Annotated in this window: 2 protein-coding genes; one reads left to right on the forward strand and one right to left on the reverse strand. The window is 74.1% G+C overall.

Annotation, left to right across the window (positions count from 1 at the left end; all coding sequences use genetic code 11):
• Positions 1-330 (reverse strand): NUDIX domain-containing protein (locus ACTUAL_RS00655; RefSeq protein WP_440898895.1); only part of this gene is annotated, 330 nt, incomplete at its 3' end.
• 226 nt (positions 331-556) lie between these two features.
• Here ACTUAL_RS00655 and ACTUAL_RS00660 point away from each other — a divergent pair.
• Positions 557-1,552 (forward strand): helix-turn-helix domain-containing protein, encoded by a 996-nt coding sequence (locus tag ACTUAL_RS00660; RefSeq protein ID WP_440898896.1) that lies wholly within the window; start codon positions 557-559, stop codon positions 1,550-1,552.
• Positions 1,553-1,571 lie beyond the last annotated feature (19 nt).

A 1,571-nucleotide genomic window follows, 5' to 3' on the forward strand; every position in this document is an offset into this window, starting at 1 on the left:
CTCCCCGTCCCCGAACACCAGCCCCGCCACCCGCTCCGCCGTGATCAGCCCGCCGTCGAAGAGCATCGCCACCCCCTCCGGCCGCACCACCCCCTCGTGCGGGTGCTCGGCCACGTGGTCCACCACCAGCAACCGCCCGAGCGGCCGGGACAGCCCCACCTCCTCCCGCAGCTCGCGCATCGCCGCGGCCCACGGCGACTCGCCCTCCTCCACGACCCCGCCGGGCACCTCCCAGTTCGCCTTGTAGCTGGTCTGGAGCAGCAGCACCCGCCCCGCCCCGTCGCGCAGCACCACCCCGGCGGCGATCCGCTTGCGGGGGGGCTCCCGCAAGTACTGCTCGACGGGGCGCGGGGCTCGGCCGCGGGGGAGTCCATTCGCCGCAGGCTAGCGCCGACCCCAGCGCCCCGCGGGCGAACACCCCGAACCACCACCGCTCACCAATGCCCCGGCAAAAACACGAAAATCATTCCGCCACCACGTGAACCGTTCGGCTGATACCCGCTGCCGAACGCGATTGCTACGTTCCCCCGACGAGTCCGAAACCTGGGGGGTTTTCGTGACAGCCACCGCCGACGCGCCTTTCACCACCCCGCGCCCGCGCGGCGGATTGCGGGAAGCGGTGATCCGCTACCGCACCGGAGCCGACGGACGCGAACCCCCGGACGCCACCGCCACCCTGTCCTTCCACTTTCCCGAACCCACCGGAACACGATTCCCGCCACCCGCGCACGTCGTGTGCGAACCACCCCTGGCGCGCTTCACCGCCGACCCCGACCCCGCCTGCCGCGACTGCGCCAGGATCGACGCCCTGGTGCACCCCTGGGCCGTCGCCGCGCTCACCGGGCACGCCGATCCCGCCGCCGTCCTCGGCTCGCGCGGCACCCGCCTCCACGCCGCCGCCCTGGCCGAACCGCTGCGCAGCGCGTCCACCGCACCGGACCGGCCCACCCGCCTGCACGCCCTGGACGCGGCCCTGCTGCGCCTCTGGGAGCGCGCGACCCCGGTCCCAGCCCCGGTCAGGCAGACCTGGCACGCCCTCAGCCAGGTCCACGGCGCCGCGCTGATCTCGCAGGTCGCCGCCTCGTCCGGCTGGAGCCACCGCCAGCTCTCGCGCCGCTTCACCGCCGAGCTCGGCGTCCCCCTCAAGACCGCCGCCAGGGTCCTGCGCCTGCACCGGGCGCTGCGCCTGCTCGCCGCGGGCCTGCCGGGCTCGCGCGTCGCGGCCGAGTGCGACTTCTACGACCAGGCCCACTTCACCCGCGAGTGCCGCCTGCTCACCGGATCGACCCCCGAGGCGGTGCGGCGCCGCGCGGCGGGAATGGCGATTTCGTCCAATACGGCGGCCGGTCCGGGCGGTGAGGATGGTTCCGGCGGCCGGTTCTCCCGGTCGCCGCGCGGTTCATCCACGAAGTGCCCGGAGGACAGCATGGAGAACGCGGTCGAGGTGTACGAGGCCCCCTGCCTGGTCGAGATCGGCGATTTCGCCGAACTGACCCAGCTCACCAACCGGGGCTACTGGCTGGACGGCCCCTGGGGCGCCTGGTGGTTCTGATCCCCCGACCGGGGAAGGA

It is taken from the genome of Actinosynnema sp., assembly GCF_052038725.1.